We start from the raw sequence: 18,807 nt of genomic DNA, 5'->3' as shown, positions 1-18,807 counted from the left end.
TCAGCCAACTCCCGAATAATTCACTCGAACGTGTGTTTGGCGCAACCTTTCGATAGGAGGTGCCGTTGGGCTGGAAAAGGGGAGAGGACAGCCGTCGAGAGGGGCCGCCGTGAACACGATCGAAAGCAACACCATCCCGGTGCAGGAACACTCCCAGCTCAAGGTGGGGCAGCGCACCACGAATCAGCAGAGTGTGGACAGCATGGACCGTAGCGAAGAACACCGCCTCTCCGGCCAGGCCGTTTCCAACACGAGCCGCGTGCCCGACCAAGCGATCGAGCACGCCCCCGTGCTGGACGACAGCCATCCGGTGCCCGCGCGCTCGATGCCCGGCCGCCCTCCCGGCATCCGGACCGACGAGGCCGGGCTCACCGAACGCCAGCGGCGGGTGATCGAGGTCATCCGGGACTCCGTCCAGCGGCGCGGCTACCCGCCGTCCATGCGGGAGATCGGCCAGGCCGTCGGCCTGTCCAGCACCTCCTCGGTCGCGCACCAGCTGATGGCGCTGGAGCGCAAGGGCTTCCTCCGCCGGGATCCGCACCGCCCGCGTGCCTACGAGGTCCGCGGCGTCGAGGTGGCCCGCCCCAACACCGCCGAGACGGCCGGGCGCCCGTCCACCTCGTACGTGCCGCTGGTCGGGCGGATCGCCGCCGGCGGGCCGATCCTGGCCGAACAGACGGTCGAGGACGTCTTCCCGCTGCCGCGCCAGCTGGTCGGCGAGGGCGAGCTGTTCGCGCTGACCGTGCGCGGCGACTCGATGATCGAGGCCGCCATCTGCGACGGCGACTGGGTGACCGTCCGCCGGCAGCCGGTCGCCGAGAACGGCGACATCGTGGCCGCGATGATCGACGGCGAGGCCACCGTGAAGCGCCTCAAGCGCGAGGACGGCCGGATCTGGCTGATGCCGCACAACCCGGCGTACGAGCCGATCAACGGCGACAACGCGACCATCCTGGGCAAGGTCGTCGCGGTCCTGCGCCGCCTCTGAGCGCCCGGTACGGCGCACACCGGGAAGGGGCTCCACCGCACGGTGCGGGGGGCCCCTCCGGCGTGCCCGGGCCCGGCGACCGTCGCCACGAGCCGCGACCGGACCGGCCACGACCGGGCGAACGGCGGCCGGACGGGCCGGCGGCCGGCTCAGCCCCGCTTGACCACCGGCCGGACCGGCTCCGCCGAGGCGTCGATCGCCGCCAGCGAGCGCCGCACCTGGTTGCGATCGGTGGTGTACCAGAACTCCGGCATCGAGGAGCGGAAGAAGCTCCCGTACCGCTTCGTCTCCACCCGCGGGTCCAGCACCGCCACCACCCCGCGGTCGTCCGCCGCCCGCACCAGCCGGCCCGCGCCCTGCGCCATCAGCAGCGCCGCGTGGGTGGCCGCGACGGCCATGAAGCCGTTCCCGCCGCGCTGTTCGACGTCCCGCTGCCGGGCGCTCATCAGCGGGTCGTCGGGGCGCGGGAACGGGACCCGGTCCATCACCACCAGCTGACAGGCCGAGCCGGGCACGTCCACGCCCTGCCAGAGCGAGAGCGTGCCGAACAGGCAGGTGGTCGCGTCCGAGGCGAACTCGCGGATCAACTCGCCCAGGGTGTCCTCCCCCTGGAGCAGGATCCGGTTGTCCAGCCGCTCGCGCATCGCCTCGGCGGCGGCCTGCGCGCCGCGCATCGAGGAGAACAGGCCGAGCGTCCGCCCGCCCGCCGCGCCGATCAGTTCGGCCAGCTCGTCCAGCATGTCGGGACGCTCCGGGTCCCGCCCGGGCTCGGCCAGGTGCCGTGCGACGTAGAGGATGCCCTGCTTGGGGTACTTGAACGGCGAGCCGACGTCGATACCGCGCCAGTGCGGCACCGGGTCCTCGCCGAAGCCGGCCTCGGGGGTGTCGCCCGCGGCACGCTCGTCCGGCAGCCGGGCCTCCGAGGGCAGGCCCACCGAGGCGGCGACTCCGGTGAAGTCCCCGCCGAGCTTCAGCGTGGCCGAGGTGAGCACCACCGAACGCTCCTTGTAGAGGCCCTCCCGCAGCAGCCCGGAGACGCTCAGCGGGGCGACCCGCAGCGAGGCGGTGCCCAGGCCGTACCGGTCACTGCGCTCGATCCAGACCACGTCGTACTCGGAGTCCGCCAGCAGCCGCTCGGCCGTCTCGTGCAGCGCCTCGGCGGAGGCCATCGCCTGCTTGCGCACGGCGTCCTCGTCGGTGAGCGCCTTGTCCCGCGTCTCACCGAGCGAGGTGATCACCTGCCGACTGGCGTCCCGGATCGCGGTGACGGCGTAGGCCAGGTATTCGGGCAGCTCCTCCACCCGGCCGGGCTGGGCGGTCTCCATCAGGCCGTGGAAGTTCTCCGCGGCCCCCTGGAGGGCGTCCACCGCCTTCTCGTTGGCCAGCCTGGCCGCGCGCTTCACCGCCCGGTTCACCGCGCCGACGGTCAGCTCGGCGGTGGCCGCGCCGGTGACCCGGTTGACCAGCTCGTGCGCCTCGTCCACGATCAGCAGCCCGTGCTCGGGCAGCACCGGGGCGCCCTCGATGGCGTCGATCGCCAGCATCGCGTGGTTGGTCACCACGACGTCCGCCAGCTTGGCCCGTTCGCGCGCCTTCTCGGCGAAGCACTCCTGCCCGTACGCGCAGCGGGTGGCGCCCAGGCACTCCTTGGAGGTGACCGCGAGCTGGGCCCAGGCCTTGTCGGAGACGCCGGGGCTGAGGTCGTCCCGGTCCCCGGTCTCCGTCTCGTCCGCCCAGTCGCGCAGCCGCAGGACGTCCTGGCCGAGCTTGCCGGTGGGGCCGCCGAGGGCGTCCACCGGGTCGAACAGGCCCTCGCCCTCCTCGCTCGGGGTGCCCTCGTTGGCCCGGTGCAGGCAGAGGTAGTTGGAGCGGCCCTTGAGCATCGCGAACAGCGGGCGACGGCGCAGCACCGGGTGCAGCGCGTCCACCGTCCGCGGCAGGTCCCGCTCGACCAGCTGGCGCTGGAGCGCCAGCGTGGCCGTGGCGACCACCACGCGGTCCCCGTGGGCGAGGGCCGGCACCAGGTAGGCGAGGGACTTGCCGGTGCCGGTGCCGGCCTGCACCAGCAGGTGCTCGCCGTGGTCGACGGCGTCGGCGACGGCCTCGGCCATCCGGACCTGGCCGGCGCGCTCGACGCCGCCGACGGCGGCCACGGCGGCGTGCAGCAGCTCGGGGAGCTGGGCCCGCGGGACGGCCTCGACCGCACCGTCGGCGGCCGACTCGTCGGCTTCGTCGTCGGCGGGGAGCTGGGATTCGGAGTCGTTCGTCATGACCCACCCAGCCTACGGGGCAGGGGTGACAATCCGGTCCCGCCGGCCGTGCGGCACCACGGCCCCCGCGACGGCCAGCGCGTTGGCGACGGTGCCGTGCCGCGCCGCGTGCGGGCGGTGCGGGCGGTCCCCGTAGCCGTCGAGCAACAGCCGGTTCCGGTTGAGGCAGAGCCGGTCGATCCTCGGCCGGAACAGGTCGAACAGCTCGAACCGCTCGCGCAGCTCGGGGAAACGCTCCTGGTGGCGGAGGATCTCGGCCCGCAGCAGGGCCCAGAACTCGGCCTCGGGCAGCCCGGTCTGCGCCTCCAGCAGCGGAGCGAGGTAGCGGTAGACGCCGATGAACAGACCGGAGTGCAGGAACTGGCAGAGGCCCTGCGGATCCTCGCGCAGCAGCACCTCGGCCACCTCCGCGGGCAGCTCGCGCAGTTCCGGCAGGTCCTGGTCGCTGAGGTTGACGTCGTCGACGAAGTCCTTGACCGCGAGCCGGACCGGGGCGTCCCGCTCGTCGAAGACCACGATGGCGTTCTCACCGTGCGGGGAGAAGACCAGGCCGTACCGGTAGAGGAAGTGCAGCAGCGGCGGCAGCATCGCGGCGAACAGCCGGGCGGTCCACGCGGCGGGGGTGAGACCGGAGCGGGCGATCAGCTCGGCGGCCAGCGCCCGCCCGTCGGAGCCGGTCTGCAGCAGCGCCGCCAGGGTGCGGGCGCGCTCGCCGTCGTCCAGGCAGGGGCCGAGCGGCTCGCGCCAGATCGCGCCCAGCAGCTCCTTGTACTGGTAGGGCGCCTCCGGCAGCTCGCGGTAGAGCGGGTGGTCGACGGTGACCGAGGCGATCTCGCCGAGCAGCACCACCCGGCACTCGTCCCGCAGGAACGGGTCCGCCTGCCGGATCCCGTGGATCCAGGCGGTGACGGCGGGCGCGGCCAGCGTGCGCTCGGTGGGCAGACCGCGCCAGACCAGGGTGTTGAGGATGGCCAGCGGCAGCTTGACGGTGCAGCGGTCGGGCCGGCTCCGGTTGAAGAAGGAGCGGATGGACTGCTGGGGCAGCCGCAGGTCACCGTCCGTGGGCAGCGGGACGATCTCGCCGCTCGCGATCCACGGGGCGAACAGCGGGACGACGGTCTCGTCCCACTGCCAGGGGTGCACCGGGAGCAGCAGGTAGTCGTCGGCGTCCGGGCCGAGCACGGCCCGCAGGGCGCCCGGGTCGTCGAGTTCGCGCGCGTACAGCTGCTCGGGCTCGGCGACCCCGGGGACACCGCGGTACTGCGCCAGCCGGCGGTGGACGGCGATCCAGGGCAGCGGCAGCGGGGTGCGCGCCTCCGGGGCCCAGCGGGCGGCGTCGGTGGCGGAGAACCCGATCCGGCCCTTGTTGGGGACGATCCAGGGGTGGCCGCTCTGCCGGCCCTCCAGCTCGGCGTGGCCGAGGTCGGCGAGTTCGGCGGCGGTGAGCGCGGTGGCGAGCTGGTGGGCGTCGGCGATCAGGGTGGCGGTGAGTTCGCGGATCAGATGGCCGGTGGTGTCGCCGCGCAGGCCCAGCGTGTGCCGGGCGTACGGGAGGAAGCGCAGCGGGTCCAGACCGTCCGCCCGGGAGCAGCGCACCGAGTCCGGGACGACCTGCCAGCCGCCGTACGCGCCGCGGCCCGCCGTGAAGCGGTACTCGGCCTCGGGAAGGCGGAGCAGGTAGCTGCCGGGCCCGTCGGGGACGGGGGTGATCAGCTCCTCGTAGGCGAACTCGCCGAGCATCTTGGCCAGCAGCGCGCGGCCCGCCCGCTGCCAGTGCCCGGCGGTGAGCTGCGGGGGCAGGTACAGCGGGGGTTCAGCGGCCGGCGGTTGCGGCACGGGTCCACTCCTGGGGTCGCGGAACGGCGGGGGCGTCCGTGGTGGCGGGGACGTCGCCCGTGGCGGGGGTAGCGGGGCCGGTGGGGACGGGGGGCGCGAAGCCGGTCCACGCGGTGCGTTCGGGCAGCCGGTGGACGGTCCGGCCGGTGACGGCGTTGAGGATCACGGCGGCCCGGTGGGCGCCGAGACCCAGATCGGGAGTGCCGACGCCATGAGTGTGCAACTCGGCGTTCTGTACGTACAGCCCGCCGGCGAGGTCGGGGAGCGTCGCGACCCGGTGGTCGAGGTCGACCCGGTAGCGCCCGGCCTCGTCCCAGTCGATCAGGTGGGCGAGCGGCTCCAGCGCGGCCGGGCGGGCCGCGCGGTAGCCGGTGGCGAGCACCACGGCATCGGTGCGCAGCACGTGCTCGGCACCGGAGTCGGTGTGCCGGCAGCGGAGTTCGAGACCGCCGCACGGACCGGGCCGGGCGTCGGTGACGGCGGTGCCGGGGGTGATGTCGACGGGGGTGTCGTCGATCGGCCGGCCGATGGTCCGCTCGTACAGGTGGTCGTGGATGTCGGCCAGCGTCTCGGCGCTGGCCGCCTTGTGCAACTGCCACTGGGCTTCGACCAGGGTCTGCCGGACGGCCCCGGGCAGGGCGTGGAAGTAGCGGGTGTAGTCGGGCGTGAAGTGCTCCAGCCCGAGCTTGGAGTACTCCATCGGCGCCAGCGCCCGGGTCCGGGTGAGCCAGCGCAGCCGGACGCCCTCCCCCGCGCGCCGCAGCAGGTCGAGGAAGACCTCGGCGCCGGACTGCCCGCTGCCGACCACGGTGATGTCGCGGGCGCCGTCCAGGGCGTCCCGGCGCTCCAGGTAGTCGGCGGAGTGGAAGGCCCGGGGGTGGGCGTCGAGGGCGCTGAAGGCCTCGGGCAGGACCGGCCGGGTGCCGACGCCGAGCGCGAGGTTGCGGGCGTACACCTCGGTGCGCCGGCCGGTGGCGGTGTCGCGGAGCTCGGCCCGGTAGAGCGTGCCGTCCCGGTGCAGGGCGGTGACCTCGGTGCCGAAGCGGCAGTTGGCGAGCCGCTCGGCGGCCCAGCGGCAGTAGTGGTCGTACTCGCGGCGGGCCAGCTGGAAGCGCTCGGCGAAGTAGAACGGGAAGAGCCGGTCCTGCTCGCGCAGGTAGTTGAGGAAGGACCAGCGGTTGGTCGGGTCGACCAGGGAGACCAGGTCGGCGAGGAAGGGCACCTGCATCCGGGCCCCGTCGACCAGCATCCCGGGGTGCCAGCGGAACTCCGGGCGCTGGTCGCAGAAGAGCGTGCGCAGGCCCGGGACGGGCTCGGCGAGTGCGGCGAGCGAGAGGTTGAACGGGCCGATGCCGACGCCGAGCAGGTCGTACGGCGCGGGTCGGGCTGCTGGGGTGTCCATGGGGTCGGAGGTGTCCTCGGCGGGGTCGGTCGCGGGCGGGCGGGGAACGGACGGGCGGGGAACGGACGGCTCGGGCGGGTCGGGCGGGTCGGGCGGCTCGGTGGTCCGCTGGAGGGGCTCGGTCAGCCGGCAGGCGCCGGCCACGGTTCGCGGTCGCGGACCATCAGCGCCGCGCGCTTGTCCGGCAGGTCGAGTTCGGCGGCCCGGGTGAAGCCGGCCCGCTCGAAGGCCCGGACCGAGCGCAGGTTCCGGACATCGGGTTCGGCGACCACCCGCTCGCAGCGCGGCCGCGCCCGCAGGACGCGGCCGGCCAGCGCGGCGAGCAGGGTGGCGCCCAGACCCCGCCCCCGGCTGTCGGCGGGGCCGAGCAGCAGGTGGAGTCCGGTGTCGTGCGGCCGGGCGGGGTAGTGCGCGGCGAGCGGGTCGAGGTCGGCGCGGTAGATCTCCCAGTAGCTCATCGGGGTGCCGTCGAGCAGCCCCAGGCAGGGCAGGCTGCGGCCGTCACCGTCGAGTTGGGCGCGCACATGCCGTTCGGTGACGGCCGGCGGCCCGGCGAGCTCCCAGAAGGCGGCGGTCTCGGGGTCGTTCATCCACCCGGCGAGCAGCTCCAGGTCGGCGGGCAGCCGGACCGGGCGGAGCCGGAACTCACCGGCGCCGGTGGGCATCGCCCCCCAGCCGGGGCCGCCGTCGGGGCCGCCGTCGGAGCCGCTCCCGGGGGAGGTCACGCGCCGGCCACCGGGTTGGGGATGTCGACGTAGACGGACTGCGTGGCCACCGGCCCGACCAGTTCGTCCAGGCCGTTGATCCGGGTGAGCAGGTTGGCCTTGCAGGGCAGCGTGGCGGCGTCCAGCAGGAGCGCGGGCAGCGCGGAGCCGGTGGCCGCGGCGCGCGGTCCGGACAGGAACCCGCGCAGGGCGGCCAGCAACACCGACTCGTCGGCCAGCCGCTGCGAGCCGAAGGCGCCGATCAGGCCGAGGACGTGGTTGATGCCGAGGTAGTAGGCGAAGTGGTGGTCGATCACCTCGTCGGCGAGGAAGGTGTCACTGCGGGCGCCGAGTCCGGGCAGCCGGGCGGTGAGGCGGTCGGCGGCGCTCTGCCGGTAGTAGAAGCCCTGGTTGTCGCGGTAGCGGCCGCCCTGCGGCCAGCCGTCGGCGTCGAGCAGGACGAGGCTGTTCTGCTGGTGCGCCTCCAGGGCGATGCCGGCCTGTCCGTCCAGCCAGAGGACGGGCAGGACGACGGCGTCCAGATAGCGCAGGAACCATTCGGCGGCCACCGTGGGCAGCGGGCGCCCGCAGCGCGCGGCGAGCGCGCGCAGGGTGTCGCCGAGTCGCGACGGCACGGTGTCGCCGGTGCCCAGCGGCTGTTCGGCGACCAGCCCGGCCACGCAGAGGGCGCGGTCGCCCGGGGCGAAGGGCTGGGCCCGCAACACGGTGTCCAGCCCGCCCGGGTCGCCGAGCGCGGGGTGGTCGAGGCCGATCCAGGCCGGATCGCGGACGATGTCGAAGCCGGGGTGGGCGGCCCGCCACTCGGCCGCCAGGCCGCTCTCCAGCAGACGGTGCATCTCCAGGCCCCGGTGGAGCTCCTTGCGGAGGTTCTCCCGGCGGGAGTTGGTGATCCGCAGGCCGAGCGAGAGCTTCAGCATCCAGGGGGTGCCGGGCCGGTAGACGGTGCGCACCGAGGACGTCGGGTACCAGGGCTCGCCGGCCGGGCCGAGGTCGCGCAGCCGCCCGTCGGCGAGCAGTTCGGCGACGGCCGGACGCAGCGCGAGCTCGCGGGCCTGCCAGGGGTGCAGCGGCAGGGCGGCCGTACCGGGCGGCAGCAGGTCGCGGTCGCCGAGGAGTTGGGCGGTGATCCGGTCGGCGCTCTCGGTCAGGGCCGAGCCGGCCGCGAGCAGGTCGCGGTCGACGGCGTACCAGTGGAGCCGGAAGGAGCCGTGGAGTTCCGGCGAGTACGCGGCGCTCTGCGCGGGCCCGAGGCCGTCACGGCTCTTGGGGGTGGGGTGCAGCGGGTGGCCGAGCAGCAGGGACTGTTCGGCGGCGAGGAACTGCGAGCCCTCCGGCCCGCCGGGGGCGGCGGCGGTGCGACGGTGGGCCAGGATGTCGGCGGTGCGGACCACCGAGTCGGCGACCCGGGCGGCGAGGTCGGCGACCTGGCCGGGGTCGGGCCGGCTGGCGGCCGCGGCGGCGAGCAGGGCGGCGGCGGTGACGGCGTCCACCGGGGTGGCGGCGGTGCCCTCGCCGACCGCCAGGGCCGCCGGGCCGAAGCGGTGCCAGCCGGCCGGTGACCAGTAACGGACCGGGGCCAGCAGTCGGGCGGCGCCGCCGAGGACGGCGATCCGCAGCCGCCCGTCCGCCCCGGGCACGGCACCGGTCTCCCGCGCCCAGCAGCGCAACAGGGCCTCCAGGCCGGCCTGTTCGGCCGCGACGGCCGGGTCCGGGTGGAGCAGCGGGTCGGGCTGCGCCGGGCGGGCCGCGACCGGCCGGGCCGGGGTGGGCTGAGCGGGGGCGGGTACGGCGGGGGCGGGGGCGGGTACGGCCGGCGCCGGGGCGGGATGGCGCGTCGGGGCTTCGGGCGGGGCTCCGGTGAGGGCGGTGCTCAAGGCTGCTCCTTGGGGCGCGTGAGGTGCGGACGCGCGCTGGTGGTGGAGAGGGTGTGGCGGGCGCTCGCACCGTCGCGTCAGGTAAGGGTTACCTATCCCTGACGGGTGATCACAAGGGACGCTCACTCGTCCGGGTGAAGAGCGGTGATAGTTCAACACTCAGGAGGGAGAACCTGCCGTGCCAACGAGACAGCCGCGCGTACGTCACAGATCGATGACCTCCGGCCGGCGTCGCAACCCGGGGGTCGGCCGGTGCCGTCCTGATGGCCAGTGGGAGACTCCAAGGCGGCCGGCCGCCGCCGCACAGGACCATCAGGGGGAAGCGAACACCATGCCATCGATCCACCGGTCAGCCATGGCCGCGGCCCTTGCCGCCGGAACACTGCTCGCCGTGACCGCCTGCGGGCCGGACGGCCCCGCCGGCGGGGGCACCGCCGCACCGCCGCCGGCCTCGGCGAGCACCACGGCCACCGCCGGGGGCGGTGGCGTGATCGGCGGCCTCACCCTGCCCACGGGCATCCCGACCAGTCTGCTGGAGGGCCTGCCGAAGAGCTGGGACGACCTGAAGAAGTGGAAGTACGAGGACTGGGACAACTGGGCCTCCAAGCACGTCTTCAACAACCCGGTGGTCAAGGACTTCTGGAACCCGGACAAGATGGGCGACTCCAAGCCGGCCGACCCGGCCCCGCCCACCGCGAAGCCGACCGGTGACGCCGGGGTCACCGATCCCGAGCCGGCAGCGGTCAAGGCCACTCCGGTCGCCCGCCCGTACACCAAGCAGCCGTCCGGCAAGGTGTTCTTCAGCGCCGACGGCGGCCGCGGCAACTGCTCGGCCACGGTGGTCGCCGACCCGGCGCACCCCGGCAGGAGCAACCTGGTCTGGACGGCCGGACACTGCGTGCACCCGGGCAAGGGCGGGGCCTTCTACAAGGACCTCGTCTTCGTCCCCGCGTACAACAACTCCGGTGCCTCCAGCGGCGGCAAGAAGGCCCCGCTCGCGGACCTGGCGCCGCTGGGCACCTGGTGGGCCAAGGACGTGGTGACCTCGCCGCAGTGGACGGTCGAGGGCGGCGGCACCGGTGACGCCGCCAGCCAGTACGACTTCGCCGTCATGCGGGTGCAGAACCAGAACGACACCGGCAAGTCACTGGAGGAGACGGTCGGCGGAGCCGTCCCGGTCTGGTTCGACGCCCCGCGCGACCAGATCTCCGCCGCGGCCTGGGGCTACCCGCTCTACAAGCCCTTCGACGGGCAGGAGTTGTACAAGTGCGAGGGCGGGAGGCCCACCCGGCTCTCGTTCGACCCGAAGCGCCCGGCGATGCTCACCATCGGCTGCACCATGACCCAGGGCTCCAGCGGCGGCGGCTGGTTCGCGCCGATGCCGGACGGCCGGCCCGCCCTGGTCAGCAACACGTCCATCGGCACGCAGGACCACACCTCGCTGAGCGGCCCGTACCTGGAAACGGTCGCCAAGCAGGCCCTGGACTACATCTCCAGGAAGCAGAAGTAGCCGACACCGCGCCGACGACCACACGGGGACCGATCACCATGCAGCAGACCAGGCGCCGGGCCGCGACGGCCACCGCCGCCGTACTCGCCGCGCTCGCCCTCACCGCGACCGCCTGCGGACCGGACACCTCGGGCAGCACCGACGCCGCGTCCACCCCGGCCGCCACCGCCACGACCGCCGCCCCCGCGTCCGGCCGGCCCGGTGCCGGGCTGCCCGGCGGCCTGCAGGACCTCGCCGACTGGAAGCTCGACGACTGGGCGCGGTTCCTCGGCGACAACGCGTTCGTCAACGAGGTCGTCCAGGGTTTCTGGTCGATCGCCAAGATGGAGAACGCCAAGGGCCGGGCCACCCCGGAGTACTCGCACAAGACGGCGGGCAGCACGGTCCAGCGGGACGACCCGCCGGCGGCCATCGCGGCCAAGCCGCAGCAGCACCCGTACACCCCGGCCACCGCCGTGGTCGGCAAGATCTTCATGTCCACGCCCGAGGGCGATTCGATGTGCTCGGGCACCGTGGTCTCCGACCCCGCCAACCCGGGCCGGAGCAACCTCGTCTACACCGCCGCGCACTGCCTGCACGACGGCAAGGGCGGCAGCTGGCTGAAGAACATCGTCTTCGTCCCCGGCTACAACCGCGACGGCCAGGCCGGCCGGGGCAAGCAGTACACCGAGCAGCAGGTCTCCCCGTACGGGCGGTGGACGGCGGTGCGCGCCCTGGTCTCGCCGACCTGGGTGAAGGAGACCGGTGTCGGCCCCAACTCCCAGTTCGACTACGGGATCATCCGGGTCCGCAACGAGAACGGCTCCGGCAAGTCGCTGGAGGAGACGGTCGGCAGCTCCGTCCCGATCTGGTTCAACGCCCCGCGGGACCAGATCACCTCGGCCTTCGCCTACGGCTACCCCGCCGAGCGGCCGTTCGACGGCATGGAGCTCAACCACTGCGACTCCGCCCTGCGCCCGGTCAGGCTCTCCTTCGACCCGGCCCGCCCGCCGATGTACGTGATCGGCTGCACCATGACCGGCGGGTCCAGCGGCGGCGGCTGGTTCATCACCAAGGACGGCAAGCCGAACCTGATCAGCGTCAACTCGATCGGCAACCGCAACCCGTCCGAGTACATGGCCGGCCCCTCGCTCCAGGACCAGGCCAAGCAGGCCTTCGACTACTTCTCCAAGAACGCCAAGTAGCCGGCCGCCGGGGAACGTCGCCCGGCCGGCCACCCGCGACGACGACGGGCCCCGGGCCTCCCCCCGCGGGGGGAGGCCCGGGGCCCGTCGGCCACCGGTCTCAGCTCCGCGCGCTCAGCGCCACCGCGTAGCGCTCCAGCTCGGCGGCCAGCTCGGCCGGCACCTTGGCGTGCAGCAGAGTGCCCTCGGCGGTGTGCTCGGTGGACATCAGCTCGCCCTCGGCGTGCACCCGGGAGACCAGACCGCCCTGGGTGTACGGGACCAGCACGTGCACCTCGATCGCCGGGCGCGGCAGCTCGTCGTCGATGAGCTTGAGCAGCTCCTCGATGCCCTGGCCGCTGCGGGCCGACACCACGATGGCGTGCGGCTCGCGGCGCAGCAGGCGCTGCAGCACCAGCGGGTCGGCGGCGTCGGCCTTGTTGATCACCACGATCTCCGGCACGTTCTGTGCCTCGACCGAGACGATCACCTCGCGGACGGCGGCCAGCTGCGTCTCCGGCTCGGGGTGCGAGCCGTCCACCACGTGCAGGATGAGGTCCGCGTCGGCGACCTCCTCCATGGTCGAGCGGAACGCCTCGACCAGGTGGTGCGGCAGGTGCCGGACGAAGCCGACCGTGTCGGCCAGGGTGTAGAGCCGGCCGCTCGGGGTCTGCGCCCGGCGCACCGTCGGGTCGAGGGTGGCGAACAGCGAGTTCTCCACCAGCACGCCCGCGCCGGTGAGCCGGTTGAGCAGCGAGGACTTGCCCGCGTTGGTGTAGCCGGCGATGGCCACGGACGGCACCTGGTGGCGCTTTCGCTCCTGGCGCTTGGTGTCGCGGCCCTTCTTCATGTCGGCGATCTCCCGGCGGAGCTTCGCCATCTTCTCGCGGATCCGGCGCCGGTCGGTCTCGATCTTCGTCTCACCGGGGCCACGGGTGGCCATACCGCCGCCGGACGAGCCGGAGCCGCCACCACCCATCTGGCGGGAGAGCGACTGACCCCAGCCCCGCAGCCGCGGCAGCATGTACTGCATCTGCGCGAGCGAGACCTGCGCCTTGCCCTCCCGGGACTTGGCGTGCTGGGCGAAGATGTCCAGGATCAGGGCCGTCCGGTCGACGACCTTGACCTTGACCACGTCTTCCAGGTGGATCAGCTGGCCCGGGGTGAGCTCACCGTCACAGACCACGGTGTCGGCGCCGGTCGCCGCGACGATGTCGCGCAGCTGCTTGGCCTTGCCGGAGCCGATGTAGGTGGCCGCGTCGGGCTTGTCCCGGCGCTGGATGACGCCGTCCAGGACTTCGGAGCCGGCGGTCTCGGCGAGCGCGGCGAGCTCGGCCAGCGAGTTCTCCGCCTCCTCGACGGTGCCGTCGGTCCAGACCCCGACGAGCACCACGCGCTCCAGACGGAGCTGGCGGTACTCGACCTCGGTGACGTCCTGAAGTTCGGTGGAGAGGCCGGCGACACGGCGCAGGGCGGCTCGCTCGCTGCGGTCGTACTGGTCTCCGTCGTAGTGGTGGTCGAGGTCCTCGTCGATGGCCGCGAGGTCCTCGTCCATGAGGGCTTCCGCCCGCAGACCGTCGAAGCGGCGCTGGGCGTCGGCGTGGTCGCGGGTGTCGGACGTGGAGGTCATTCTGTCCTTTGGCTGCAGGAGTGGGACGGCCTGTGGGCGCGACCGCCGGAACGGTCACACCCGGAGTCTGCCCAGCTGCCGCCCCGTCTACCGCTCGGGCGAGTGGTGAGCTACCCCGCAGGGCAACGGAGCCCACTGGGACTCTGGTGTTCAGTGTCCAGTGAACGCCGCGGACCGGCCGTGAATTCCCCATGATGGTCGCACGCCGGATGCGGACCGGTCATCCCCATTTCCCGGCGCGGGCGCCGCGCCGGGCCGCGCGGCCGGGGTGCGGGCGCCGCCGCCGGCCGGGGCGTGCGGCCGGCTCACGTCGTACACCCCGGAGACCCGCAGCATCGCCCGCAGCACGGCGGGCAGCGCGCCCGGCTCGGGCAGCTCGACGGTGTAGGTGTGCCGGACCCGCAGCTCCTGCGGCGGCTCCACCTCGGCCGAGACGATCCCGACGCCCTCCCCCGAGATCGCCGCGGTGAGGTCCGCCAGCAGCCGGGGCCGGTTGAGCGCCTCGGCCCGCAGGGTGGCCCGGTAGCCGGACGGCGGCGCGCCGCCGGGCTGCCAGTGGATCTCCGGCGTGCCCCGCCCGTCCGCCCGCATCCGCTCCCCCGCCGGGCAGCCGGTGCGGTGCACCGCGACCGCGCCGCCGCGGATCGCGAAGCCGCTGACCTCGTCCGGCGGCACCGGGGTGCAGCAGCGGGCCAGCCGGACCGGCGCGCCGGGCCGGCCGACCACCGCGACCGGGGCCGCGCCGCGCTCGGCGGTCCGGTGCGCGGGCGGCACCGGCTGGCCGGCCGAGGGCCCGGTGCGGACCACCGGGACGCGCGGCGGGTGGTCCGCCAGCCACCGCTCGATGGCCAGCCGGGCGGCCGGGGTACGGGCGTGCGCCAGCCACTCGGGCGCCGGGCCGGACGGGCGGGCGGCCGGGTCCCCCTGCTCGGTGAGGATGGCCAGCCGGTCGCCGTCCTGGAGGACGGTGGACAGCGCGATCAGCCGGCCGTTGACCCGGGCGCCGATACATCGGTGGCCGGTCTCCTCTCCGAGCAGGTAGGCCGCGTCGACGCAGCTGGCACCGGCCCGCAGCTGAAGCGTTTCGCCACCCTCGGTGACGACGGTGATCTCCCGGTCCCCGGCGAGGTCGGCGGTCAGCGCGGACCAGAAGGCGTCCGGATCGGGCGTCTCCTGCTGCCACTCCAGCAGCCGGCTGAGCCAGCCGGGCCGGGCCGGGTCGGTGCCGTCCAGCTCGTCCCTCCCCTGGTCGGTGCCGGGCTGGCGGGGATCGCCCAGTGCCACCACCCCGGTCTCCGCCACCTCGTGCATCCGCCGGGTGCGCACCAGCACCTCGACCACCTCGCCGCCCTCCAGCGCGACCGCGGTGTGCAGCGACTGGTAGAGGTTGAACTTGGGGGCGGCCACGAAGTCCTTGAACTCGCCCGGCAGCGGCGTCCAGCAGGTGTGCAGTTCGCCGAGCACGGCGTAGCAGTCCGCGTTCTCCTCCACCACCACGAGCAGCCGGCCGAAGTCGGCGGGCTGGGGCCCCTGCGGCCGCCCGTCCGGGCCGGCGGCGGCGTCCCGCTTGAGCAGGACCCGGTGCAGCGAGACGCAGTGCCGCGGCCGGACGGTGACCTCGGCGGCCACCCCGGCCTCGGCGAGCTGGCGGGCCAGCGCCCGGGCGAACGGGGCGAGCAGGGCGTCCGGACGGTCCTCGCGGCCGGCCAGCAGCGCCCTGGTCCGGACGTACTCCTCCGGGTGCAGGGTGGCGAAGACGATGTCCTCCAGCTCCGCCTTGAGCACCTGGATGCCCAGCCGCTCGGCCAGCGGGATCAGCACGTCCCGGGTGACCTTGGCGATCCGGATCCGGCTGGCCGGCTTCATGTGCCGGATGGTGCGCATGTTGTGCAGCCGGTCCGCGAGCTTGATGACCATCACCCGGACGTCGTCCCCGGTGGCGACCAGCATCTTGCGGAAGGTCTCCGCCTCGGCCGCCGCGCCGAAGTCGACCTTCTCCAGCTTCGTCACCCCGTCGACCAGGTAGGCGACTTCGGGCCCGAACCCGGCACCCACCTGCTCCAGCGTCAATTCGGTGTCCTCCACGGTGTCGTGAAGGATCGAGGCGACCAACGTGGTCGTCCCCGCGCCGAGTTGGGCCAGGATCATGGTGACGGCCAGCGGGTGGGTGATGTACGGCTCGCCGCTCTTGCGCTTCTGCCCGCGGTGGCTCGCCTCGGCGAGCCGGTAGGCCCGGCCGAGCAGGCCGAGGTCGGCCTGCGGATGGTGCCGGCGGTGGGCCTGCACCAGCGGTTCGAGCGCGTCCGGCACCGGCGTGCGGCCGGTGGCCAGCAGGGCGGCCCGCCCGGCCCGGCCGAGTGCGGCCCGGCCGAGGCCTCCCAGGGGCCGCTTGGGCCCGGCCTGCCGTGCGGACGTCGGCTGCCCCACCAGGGGCTGCCCGGCTTCGATGGTCATCGGCACCTCCGGCAGCGGTCACCGGGAGCATTGGCCGACCCGGTGGTCCATGCTACCGAGCAGAGCACGTTCCGCGACGCCCTGCTCCCCGTCCGTCATCGGGATCACCCGAACGGGGGGATTCACCGCCGCACGAAATGGGCAAACCGGCCGCGCCTGTTACCGATGGGCGGTGACGAGCCACTGCGGGTCGAGCTCGCCGCGGGCCACGATGACCGCCGGACCGGTCTTCTCCACCCGGCCGTCCGGATACTCGGTGATCATCAGCCGGCCCCCCAGCACGTCCACGGTGTAGGTGACGGGCTCGCCGGTGACGGCCGGGTCGACGCCGTCCCGGCGGGCGGCGGCCACCGCGACCGCGCAGGCACCGGTGCCGCAGGAGCGGGTCTCGCCCGAGCCGCGCTCGTGCACCCGCATCGCGACGTGCCGCGGCCCCCGGTCCACCACGAACTCGACGTTGACGCCCTGCGGGTAGACGCCCGCGGGGCTGGTGAGCGGCGCGCTCAGCAGGTCGCCGGCCTGGTCGAGGCTGTCCACGAAGGCCACCGCGTGCGGGTTGCCCATGTTCACGTTCCGGGCCGGCCACCGCCGTTCGCCGACCGCCACCTCGATCCCGTCCGGACCGGGCAGCACCGCGCGCCCCATGTCCACGGTCACCGCACCGGGCGTGCCGTCCTCGGCGTCCTCGCCCACCCGCACCCGCCGCACCCCGGCCCGGGTGGCCACCGCCAGCTCACCCGACCCGGCCAGCCCGGCCTCGACCAGGTAGCGGGCGAAGACCCGGACGCCGTTGCCGCACATCTCGCCGATCGAGCCGTCGGAGTTGCGGTAGTCCATGAACCACTCGGCCCGGTCCGCCTGGTCGGCCGCGACCGGGTCGGCGGCCGAACGCACCACCCGCAGCAGCCCGTCGCCGCCGATGCCGGCCCGGCGGTCGCAGAGCGCGGCGACGGCCTCGGGGCCGATCGTCAGCAGGCCGTCCGGGTCGGGCACGATGACGAAGTCGTTCTGGGTGCCGTGCCCCTTCAGGAAGGGCAGGCCGGCGGGGGTCACGGAGGAGTCGCTCACCCTTCCGATGATACTGAGCGGGCCCGCCCGGCAGCACCGCGGACCAGCAGGCGGACCGCGCCCGCCGACCGGGCGGCGACGCCGCCGGGCAGCCGACGCCGCACCGTCAGCGCAGGTGGACGACCCGCCACAGCGCCAGCGCGCAGGCGACCAGCGCGACCACGGTGTAGATCACGATCGCCTTCCACCCGGCCCGCCGGCCGGAGCCCCGGCGCGGCAGGCCCGGCCACTTGTAGCCGGCGTGCCGGGCGGCCATCGCGCCCCAGCCGACCGAGGCCGCGGTGAGCAGCAGGCCGAGCATGCCGACCATCGCGGAGCCGGGCCCGGCCGAGGCGAAGGCGAGCGGGAAGGCGAACATCAGCGAGCCGGCGGTGGCCAGCAGCGCGATCGGCAGGGTCTGCCACCAGCGCAGCCGGCGGCGCGGCCGGATCTCCCGCTCGTGCACCGCGCCGGCCGGGGCGCTGGTGTCCAGCGCGGGCAGCGCGAGCGCGTAGGAGGTGGGACCGTCGAGGCCGGGCAGCACGGGCAGGTCCGGCAGGGCCGGGACGTCGGGGTCGTCGGCCTGGGCGGTGGTGCTCCCGCTCTGGCCGGTTTCGGGGCCGGTACCCGTCGACACGCGGCCTCCCCTGACAGTTCGACACGAGTTCGGACTCGCGGCCGGGCAACGGTCGACCCGCCCGGGCCGACCCTCATGGCATCGATGATGGCATGTCCAGGGGAGCGTTCCGGGCCTGACCGGGGCCGTCGGGTGATCCGTGGCCATCACGTGATCCGGCTGTAACCGCCGGTTCGTCCTGCACGCCCACCTGCGCGCGCAGGTGCACCGCCGGATTGGCCGGATACCGTCTACGACCCGTCCGATTCCTGACGGTCGATCAGTTCAAGCGAGCGGGAGAGCAGCTCGGCGGGGTCGGCACCGGCCGGCCGGGAGAGCCAGTGGATCCGGTCGTCGCGCCGGAACCAGGACTCCTGGCGGCGGGCGAACCGCTTGGTCGCCCGGACCGTCTCGGCCCGGGCCTCGTCCTCGGTGCACAGACCGGCGAAGTGGTCCAGCACCTGCTGGTAGCCGAGCGCCCGGGAGGCCGTCCGGCCCTCGCGCAGGCCGAGCTTCTCCAGCTCCCGCACCTCGTCCGGGAGTCCGGCCCGCCACATCCGGTCGACCCGCAGGGTGATCCGCTCGTCCAGCTCGGGCCGGGGCACCGCGACGCCGATCTGGACCGCCTCGTAGACGGCGGTGTTGCTCGGCAGGTTGGCGGTGAACGGCTGCCCGGTGATCTCGATGACCTCCAGCGCCCGGACGATCCGCCGGCCGTTACTGGTCAGGATGGCCTCGGCGGCGGCCGGGTCCAGCTCCGCCAGCCGCCGGTGCAGCGCGTACGGGCCGCTCAGTGCCAGCTCGGCCTCCAAGCGGGCCCGGACCTCCGGGTCGGTGCCCGGGAACTCCATCTCGTCGATCGCCGCCCGGACGTACAGCCCGGAGCCCCCGACCAGGACCGGGGTGCGGCCGGCCGCGAGCAGCCGGTCGATCTCGGCCCGGGCCAGCCGCTGGTACTCGGCGACGCTGGCCGCCTCGGTGACGTCCCAGATGTCCAGCAGGTGGTGCGGGACGCCCCCGCGCTCCTCCGGGGTGAGCTTGGCGGTGCCGATGTCCATGCCCCGGTAGAGCTGCATCGAGTCGGTGTTGATCACTTCGCCGCCCAGCGTACGGGCGAGGGCGACGGCCAGGTCGGACTTGCCGGCGGCGGTCGCGCCCACCACGGAGACGACACGGGGCTGGGCGGCGTGGGGCTGGACGGTACGGGAGGTGCTCACCGGACCAGTCTCGCAAAACCCTCGCCGCGCCGGTGACCTCCCCGTCCGCCCGGCCCCCGGGGGCGACGATATGAG

At 74.2% G+C, this 18,807-nt stretch carries 13 protein-coding genes; 3 read left to right on the top strand and 10 right to left on the bottom strand.

Going from position 1 to position 18,807, the window contains the following annotated elements:
• Positions 1-325 precede the first annotated feature (325 nt).
• Positions 326-988 (top strand): transcriptional repressor LexA, encoded by a 663-nt coding sequence (gene lexA, locus ACIQTO_RS29275; RefSeq protein ID WP_224281048.1) that lies wholly within the window; start codon positions 326-328, stop codon positions 986-988.
• 149 nt (positions 989-1,137) lie between these two features.
• Here the strand turns inward: lexA and ACIQTO_RS29270 are convergent, their stop codons facing one another.
• The 5 genes from ACIQTO_RS29270 to ACIQTO_RS29250 form a co-directional block, all read right to left on the bottom strand.
• Positions 1,138-3,258 carry an ATP-dependent DNA helicase gene (locus tag ACIQTO_RS29270; protein ID WP_402394132.1) on the bottom strand — a complete coding sequence of 707 codons (2,121 nt, stop codon included), beginning with the start codon at positions 3,256-3,258 and terminating at the stop codon, positions 1,138-1,140.
• A 12-nt stretch (positions 3,259-3,270) separates the two neighbouring features.
• On the bottom strand, positions 3,271-5,094 hold the full coding sequence (locus ACIQTO_RS29265) for an IucA/IucC family protein (RefSeq protein WP_402394129.1): 1,824 nt from the start codon (positions 5,092-5,094) through the stop codon (positions 3,271-3,273).
• Positions 5,072-6,496, bottom strand: a complete 1,425-nt coding sequence (locus ACIQTO_RS29260) for a lysine N(6)-hydroxylase/L-ornithine N(5)-oxygenase family protein (protein WP_402394127.1) — start codon at positions 6,494-6,496, stop codon at positions 5,072-5,074. The genes ACIQTO_RS29265 and ACIQTO_RS29260 overlap by 23 nt, the downstream gene beginning before the upstream one ends.
• 122 nt (positions 6,497-6,618) lie before the next feature.
• Positions 6,619-7,221, bottom strand: coding sequence for a GNAT family N-acetyltransferase (locus ACIQTO_RS29255; RefSeq protein ID WP_402394124.1), 603 nt, complete (start codon positions 7,219-7,221; stop codon positions 6,619-6,621).
• Positions 7,218-9,095, bottom strand: a complete 1,878-nt coding sequence (locus tag ACIQTO_RS29250) for an IucA/IucC family protein (protein WP_402394122.1) — start codon at positions 9,093-9,095, stop codon at positions 7,218-7,220. Before ACIQTO_RS29250 ends, ACIQTO_RS29255 begins: the two co-directional genes overlap by 4 nt.
• A 355-nt stretch (positions 9,096-9,450) precedes the next feature.
• Here ACIQTO_RS29250 and ACIQTO_RS29245 point away from each other — a divergent pair, with 355 nt between their 5' ends.
• On the top strand, positions 9,451-10,605 hold the full coding sequence (locus ACIQTO_RS29245) for a trypsin-like serine peptidase (RefSeq protein ID WP_402394119.1): 1,155 nt from the start codon (positions 9,451-9,453) through the stop codon (positions 10,603-10,605).
• Between the two features lie 38 nt (positions 10,606-10,643).
• The gene (locus ACIQTO_RS29240; RefSeq protein WP_402394117.1) at positions 10,644-11,789 is read left to right on the top strand and encodes a trypsin-like serine peptidase; all 1,146 of its coding nucleotides are present in this window, start codon (positions 10,644-10,646) and stop codon (positions 11,787-11,789) included.
• A gap of 100 nt (positions 11,790-11,889) precedes the next feature.
• Here the strand turns inward: ACIQTO_RS29240 and hflX are convergent, their stop codons facing one another.
• From hflX to miaA, 5 genes are all read right to left on the bottom strand, one after another.
• A complete protein-coding gene (gene hflX, locus ACIQTO_RS29235; RefSeq protein ID WP_402394114.1) occupies positions 11,890-13,398 on the bottom strand; it encodes a GTPase HflX in 1,509 nt (502 codons plus the stop codon).
• Between the two features lie 150 nt (positions 13,399-13,548).
• Entirely contained in the window at positions 13,549-15,852 is a 2,304-nt protein-coding gene (locus ACIQTO_RS29230; protein ID WP_402394111.1) for a RelA/SpoT family protein, read from the bottom strand.
• Between the two features lie 159 nt (positions 15,853-16,011).
• Positions 16,012-16,920 carry a diaminopimelate epimerase gene (gene dapF / locus ACIQTO_RS29225; protein WP_402394108.1) on the bottom strand — a complete coding sequence of 303 codons (909 nt, stop codon included), beginning with the start codon at positions 16,918-16,920 and terminating at the stop codon, positions 16,012-16,014.
• Between the two features lie 106 nt (positions 16,921-17,026).
• Positions 17,027-17,536: a hypothetical protein gene (locus tag ACIQTO_RS29220; RefSeq protein WP_402394105.1), complete on the bottom strand. Its 510-nt coding sequence runs from the start codon at positions 17,534-17,536 to the stop codon at positions 17,027-17,029.
• A gap of 230 nt (positions 17,537-17,766) precedes the next feature.
• A complete protein-coding gene (gene miaA, locus ACIQTO_RS29215; RefSeq protein WP_402394103.1) occupies positions 17,767-18,732 on the bottom strand; it encodes a tRNA (adenosine(37)-N6)-dimethylallyltransferase MiaA in 966 nt (321 codons plus the stop codon).
• Positions 18,733-18,807 lie beyond the last annotated feature (75 nt).

It is taken from the genome of Kitasatospora sp. NPDC091207, from assembly GCF_044768625.1.
Classification (GTDB): Bacteria; Actinomycetota; Actinomycetes; order Streptomycetales; family Streptomycetaceae; genus Kitasatospora.
The sequence above is the reverse complement of the archived record's forward strand: the minus strand, read 5'-3'. Positions and strand labels throughout refer to the sequence as shown.